Raw genomic sequence first — 5,730 nt, forward strand, 5'->3', positions numbered from 1 at the left:
TACTAAAAATGAAGAGAATTCAATTGCTACAACTTATCATATTTATATTACTTTTATCTGGATGTTCTACTACTTCTCAAGACAATGAAGAACCATTATTAAAAGAGATAAAACCAGATGATTTAATTACAATGGAACTATTAGATGATTATATGAATAGACCTGATGTACAATATATTGACTTACGTAATATGGATGCAAAATTTAGAAGCGGTTATATAAAGGATTTTGAATCAATTCCGTTTTTTGACTATTTAGACAATAGGCTTTTTGTTAGATATGGTACATATGAGTTTAATCCTGATCAAATTCAGAATGAAGAGCTTATAAGAGCTATGTTTGATGAGGATAAAGCTATTTTCTTATATGCTGCTGGGTGTGTAAGAAGTGCATACGTTAGAGAAGTACTTTTATATCTTGGGTATGAGCGAGTTTACGTTTTAGGGGGTTACTATGAGTATGAAGGAGAACATAAAGTACTTGGTGATGGATCTTTTGATCTAGGTAATTCTGAATATAGAATCCATGTAGCAAGTGATGGTACAACGTATCGCTTAGGTGTAACCTATGAAATCACTAAAGCGATAATGGATATAAGGATTGATATTATTTCACCTGAAGGAATCTCATATAGGAGCGAGAACTTCAGTAGTGAGATAAATTATAATGAGCAATTGACCATACTTGAAAATTATATTGAGTCACAGTATACAAATCTCTATACTATTCATGAGTTTTTGAGTAATGAAACACCTGATCATTATGATACAATCGAGGATTATACATTGGGGTTTAGTGATGATTTAGTATCATTGTTTGGAAACTAAACTAATTATTAAAAAAAGTTTATGAATTGATATTTTAGGTATTGTATAATGCATATCAATACTCTATAATTACTATAGGTAAATAATACAAATTTAAGGGAGGCATTATGAAAAAATTATTATTAGTAGTATTAATGATGGTTATGACATTCACGCTTTCTGCATGTTCAGATTTATGTATTGGTGAATCGTGTGTAGTTGATGAGCCAGAAGTTGGAGATACAGGAAACGGTAATGGAGAATCATTGGAAGATGTTTTATTTTATGATCATATCGATGGATATGGTATAGAAGACGAAAACCACATAGCATACATTTTATTCGAGGAAGAAATGCAAAGTTATGTTAAGTATCAAGTAGCATACTTATCATGTACTTGTAGAGCATCAGATGTCAATTACTGGCAAGTTATTTATATTGAAGTAAATAAGTACACAGATGATATAAAATTAATATCTTACGGGTATGATGATCCAACATCAAATCATCCATATACTGCAGGATTATGGGGAGATAGTTCACCTACTCCTGATTGGCCACTTGAAGAAGGTGGAACAAAACCTGGTAAAACAACTGACGATTTCCATGAAATGTTTATTCCATGGTTACTAGGAAAAGATTCAGTTGATTTAGAAGGTATTTCAGTATTCACAAACAAAGTTAGCTCAGGTGTTTACGAAGGTATGAACTCAGTATCAATTGATGATGCTACATACACAAACCCTGATACAAATGAAGAAATCGATTTACTTGACTCATTCGGTGGTGCAAGTGTATCAACAAATAATATGATTCGTATCTCAAAAACAATATTAGAATATCACAACGAGAATTACGGAAACTAGATAATAAAAACAGACATTGTCTGTTTTTTTATTTGTAACATACACAAATGTATTGAAGCCATTATCTTAATTTGATATAATACATTTGTTTGAAAGGAATGATACATATGAAAAGACTATTTAGTCTATTACTAATCACAATTTTAGGAATTACACTTATTGGATGTGAAAAAGAGGATAAACTACCCGAAGAATACATCTTTGAAATATTAGGTAGCACTGAAGTTTCAATTGACGTAGGTGAAACTTTTTATGATACTGGATTCATTGCAAGATATGACAAAAGTGATATTAGTAGTTACGTTACTATAACTGGGGAACTTGATATTAATGAAGTAGGAACGTATACATTGACATACACTTTAAATCACAATGGAAATGAAATGTCATTAACTAGACTTATAACTGTTGGTTATGAGGGAATATCTTGTCAAGATGTTTTAAATACAGACAGTGAGGATTCAGGTTATGATAAATGTGTTATAACATGGTCAGAACACTTAAACACTTATGTAACATTATCAATGTATATCCCTAATGACAGCACTGTTGATTTAGGGCAAATAAAAACTGATGTTGAGGCTATGCTAGCTCTTTATACAATTATCAGTGATAAATATACAGAATACCAATACATGGTAAACGTTTGGACAATCAACCAAGATCCAACTGCAGTTCATACAATTTCTCAAGAGCTATTTGATTTAATTGATTTCACTTTAACAGAACAAGCACCAGTTGTAGATTTTTACAACGCTGCTCTTCATCCTGTTTTAGATTTATGGCATACAACAAGGGATTTGTGTTCACCAACAACTACTTGTACTATACCTACTATTGAAGCATTGAATGCTAAGAACGTATATACTGATCCTTCAAAAATAATTTTAGATAGTGAAAATCTAACAATTACAATGGAAGAAAACATGGGACTCGATCTTGGTGGTGTTAGTAAAGGATATGTTTCAGAATTAATTGTTGATTATTTAGATACAGCAGGGCTTTACGGATATCTACTAAACAATGGACAATCTAATGTTAGTGTTGGAGGAGTAAATCCTCGTACTGATGATGGAAGTTTCACAATCGCAGTAACAGATCCAGATGATGTGTACGACATATCAGGTAACCATGGATATGCATGGGTTAAACTATTTGATGGAGAACAATTAGTAACGTCTGGAGACTATCAAAAATTCTATGAAGTTGATAACGTTTTATATCATCATATTATCGACCCAGTAACATTGTTCCCGCTTTATCATTCACGTGCGGTTAGTATAGTTACTGATAATGCGGCAATTGCTGATTTATACAGTACTGCTATCTTCAATATGACAATTGAAGATGGAATTGCATTTGTAAATGGAATTGACGGTTTAGAAGCAATTTGGTATGAACCAGATGGAACGATTACATATAGCGCAAACTTTGAAGCAGATCATCTACAAGAATTAAGATAAATAAAAAAGCGAGATATTCTCGCTTTTTTTTATTCGTAATTATAAATCTCTTTGAATCTCTGATTTAGTGTGTTTCCAGTAAACCCAACAAAGAATCCAGTTGGTACTGCGATTGCCAATAAGACAGGTAAGTAAAGAGCTATTTGTGGTAGATCAAGTATGAACATTGCCATAACTATTTGACCAACAGCGTGACCCAATGAACCCATTACACTAACGCTGATTACATTGAATATTTTTAACCTCTTAAATACCCACATTAAGAAAAATGCGAGCATTCCTCCTGATAAGCTTAGTAAGAATGTTGGTAGATTAAACCCTCTCAATAAAGGTACCAATAAAATTCTTAGTATAACTATCATGAATGCGTCTTTATCATTAAACGTATATAGTAATACGATTGTGATTATATTTGCTAGTCCAAGTTTTGCTCCTACAATACCAAACGTTGGTAAGAATGATTCAACAATACTTAGTACGATGCTCATTGCTAATAAAACTGCTAGCATTACTGCTCTTTTTGTATTCATATTTATCACCTATATTTTGCTTGTTTCATTGTATCAAAAAAAGGCATATTATTCAAATAAAAAAGACGTTTAACGTCTTTTTATTTTGTTAAATCAAAATATGCAATTCCTACAGTACCTTCTCCTGTATGGCATCCAATTACCGGAGTGATTGGAGCTTCTAAGTATTTATAACCAGGATAAGCCTCTTCAATCTTGCTTTTTACTATATCAAGTCCAACTTGATTGTCAGAAGTATCATACGTAATGATGAAGTCTTCTAAGTCTTTCAAATCATCTAAAATGAGTTCAACCATTCTTGATAATGACTTTTTCATTGTTCTAACTTTTTCAAATGACACTATTTTTCCGTCATCATTTACTTCTAATATTGGTTTGATTTTAAACATGCTACCTACGAATCCTGCAGCACCACTAAGACGTCCGTTTGCAACAAATAGTCTTAAGTTATCTACCATGAAGTATTGTTTTCTATTTGTACGAAGTTTTTCTAGAAATTGATATGTTTCATCAATTGATTTTCCCTCTTTGAATAATCGAAGTGCCTCTAGTGATAGATACCCTTCACTTATTGCAGCGTTTCTTGAGTCTAATACTTTTATTTTAAGTGGACCTTCATAGATATTTGTTTGTGCTTTGATAATACCATATGTTCCACTTAGTTCTTGAGATATCGTTATAACTAATACTTCTTCATAACCTTCTTTTTCTAATTCAGATAATAAATCCAAATATTCCCCAACACTTGGCATTGTAGATGAAGGTACTAATTTACTATCACTTTTGATTTTGTTATAGAAGTCTTCAGCTGTTATATCTAAGAAGTCTTCATATACATCATCACCCATAAGAATTTTCATTCTTAAGATTCTTAAGTTATCCTCATCTAAATTCAAGTAATCTAAACAACTTGTTGAAGTTGCGATTATAGCTTTTTTAGTCATCCTTGTTCTCCTTTTCAGTACCCCTACGATTCAAATATCTATATATTGTTGATAATGGCCAAAATAGTAGCGCTAGTGCTGGAATTACAAACCAGATAACATCTGTGAAGTATAAATTCACATAGGCTAGCATACCAATAATAATAAGTATTGCAAAAACACTAAATACTATATCGTTTCTGTAATGTGATAAATTCTTGATACGAAATCTTTTTTTAGGTTTTTTGGAATCATCGAAATCATCGATGTCCCCAAACTCAGTAACTGTACGATCAATTGCCTCATCTATTGTTAATCCATTTTCAACTAGGTCTTCAACTTTTTCTACAAGCATTTCAGTGATTGATTTTATTAATCTTTCACGTTCATCTTTTGGATAGTTCTTAAATGTATTTTTAACAAAGTTTTTTATTCTTTTCATGTCTACGCCTCCAATAAAGATTCAATGATTAGCTTGAATTCTTTCCATTCACTGATTTTTTCCTTATAGTACATTCTCCCCAACGTAGTAATACGGTAATACCTTCTCTTTTTCCCATGTGTTAAATTCCCAACGTATGATTCTATTAGATCACGTTCCTCTAATCTCTTTACTACGGAATAGAGTGTTGCTTCTTTAATCTCAAATTGATTTTCAGTTCGTTCTTTGATAGTATTTGATATTTCATAACCATATCTATCTTGCTCAATAATCAATTTTAATATTACTGTTTCTAAATGTCCACGAATGATATCAGATTTAATCATAAAAAAACACCTCCTTAAACCTAAAATTTGTATAGTTCATTTTAACAAATTTGGGCATATAAGTAAAGGTGTTTTCAGTTTAGTATTTTTCTTTAAAAAAGTTACTTATGTTAGTAAGAGAGCGTAAAAGAATTTCATCTTCTTCTAAGTTCATATCTTCTATAACGGCATTAATCATTTCTTCATGAAATTCATCATGAGTTTTCATGATTTTATATGCTTTTTGTGTTAAGAATACATAAACTTTACGTTTATCATCTTTATCTCTTTTACGATCAACGTATCCCTTTAGAACCAATCGATTTATCGCTGTTGTTAATGTTCCAACAGTTACTCTTAATTTAGCTGCTGTATTAGACATTGTTGGTGATTGT

Annotated in this window: 8 protein-coding genes; 3 read left to right on the forward strand and 5 right to left on the reverse strand. The window is 31.3% G+C overall.

Going from position 1 to position 5,730, the window contains the following annotated elements; all coding sequences use genetic code 11:
• The 3 genes from AC2LE6_RS08330 to AC2LE6_RS08340 all read left to right on the forward strand — a co-directional run.
• A partial coding sequence (locus AC2LE6_RS08330) for a rhodanese-like domain-containing protein (protein ID WP_484478797.1) occupies positions 1–827 on the forward strand: 827 nt, incomplete at its 5' end.
• A gap of 107 nt (positions 828–934) precedes the next feature.
• On the forward strand, positions 935–1,672 hold the full coding sequence (locus AC2LE6_RS08335) for a hypothetical protein (protein WP_484478798.1): 738 nt from the start codon (positions 935–937) through the stop codon (positions 1,670–1,672).
• A gap of 107 nt (positions 1,673–1,779) precedes the next feature.
• Entirely contained in the window at positions 1,780–3,135 is a 1,356-nt protein-coding gene (locus AC2LE6_RS08340) for an FAD:protein FMN transferase (protein WP_484478799.1), read from the forward strand.
• Between the two features lie 29 nt (positions 3,136–3,164).
• On the opposite strand, the gene AC2LE6_RS08345 is transcribed toward AC2LE6_RS08340, so the two are convergent.
• The 5 genes from AC2LE6_RS08345 to AC2LE6_RS08365 form a co-directional block, all read right to left on the reverse strand.
• Positions 3,165–3,665: a Gx transporter family protein gene (locus AC2LE6_RS08345; RefSeq protein WP_484478800.1), complete on the reverse strand. Its 501-nt coding sequence runs from the start codon at positions 3,663–3,665 to the stop codon at positions 3,165–3,167.
• 80 nt (positions 3,666–3,745) lie between these two features.
• Positions 3,746–4,609 (reverse strand): DegV family protein, encoded by an 864-nt coding sequence (locus tag AC2LE6_RS08350; protein WP_484478801.1) that lies wholly within the window; start codon positions 4,607–4,609, stop codon positions 3,746–3,748.
• Positions 4,602–5,030, reverse strand: a complete 429-nt coding sequence (locus tag AC2LE6_RS08355; RefSeq protein ID WP_484478802.1) for a permease prefix domain 1-containing protein — start codon at positions 5,028–5,030, stop codon at positions 4,602–4,604. The genes AC2LE6_RS08350 and AC2LE6_RS08355 overlap by 8 nt, the downstream gene beginning before the upstream one ends.
• A gap of 2 nt (positions 5,031–5,032) precedes the next feature.
• Complete coding sequence (locus tag AC2LE6_RS08360) at positions 5,033–5,356, reverse strand: PadR family transcriptional regulator (RefSeq protein ID WP_484478803.1); 324 nt, start codon at positions 5,354–5,356, stop codon at positions 5,033–5,035.
• A 79-nt stretch (positions 5,357–5,435) separates the two neighbouring features.
• Positions 5,436–5,730: MarR family transcriptional regulator (locus AC2LE6_RS08365; RefSeq protein ID WP_484478804.1), on the reverse strand; the 295-nt coding region annotated here is incomplete at its 5' end.

Source organism: Candidatus Izemoplasma sp., from assembly GCF_982632705.1.

Excerpts from the sequence above, each read along its gene's own strand:
- AC2LE6_RS08355 (WP_484478802.1), bottom strand. The coding sequence starts at position 5,030 with ATGAAAAGAATAAAAAACTTTGTTAAAAATACATTTAAGAACTATCCA.
- AC2LE6_RS08345 (WP_484478800.1), bottom strand. The coding sequence starts at position 3,665 with ATGAATACAAAAAGAGCAGTAATGCTAGCAGTTTTATTAGCAATGAGC.
- AC2LE6_RS08340 (WP_484478799.1), top strand. The coding sequence starts at position 1,780 with ATGAAAAGACTATTTAGTCTATTACTAATCACAATTTTAGGAATTACA.
- AC2LE6_RS08350 (WP_484478801.1), bottom strand. The coding sequence starts at position 4,609 with ATGACTAAAAAAGCTATAATCGCAACTTCAACAAGTTGTTTAGATTAC.
- AC2LE6_RS08360 (WP_484478803.1), bottom strand. The coding sequence starts at position 5,356 with ATGATTAAATCTGATATCATTCGTGGACATTTAGAAACAGTAATATTA.
- AC2LE6_RS08335 (WP_484478798.1), top strand. The coding sequence starts at position 935 with ATGAAAAAATTATTATTAGTAGTATTAATGATGGTTATGACATTCACG.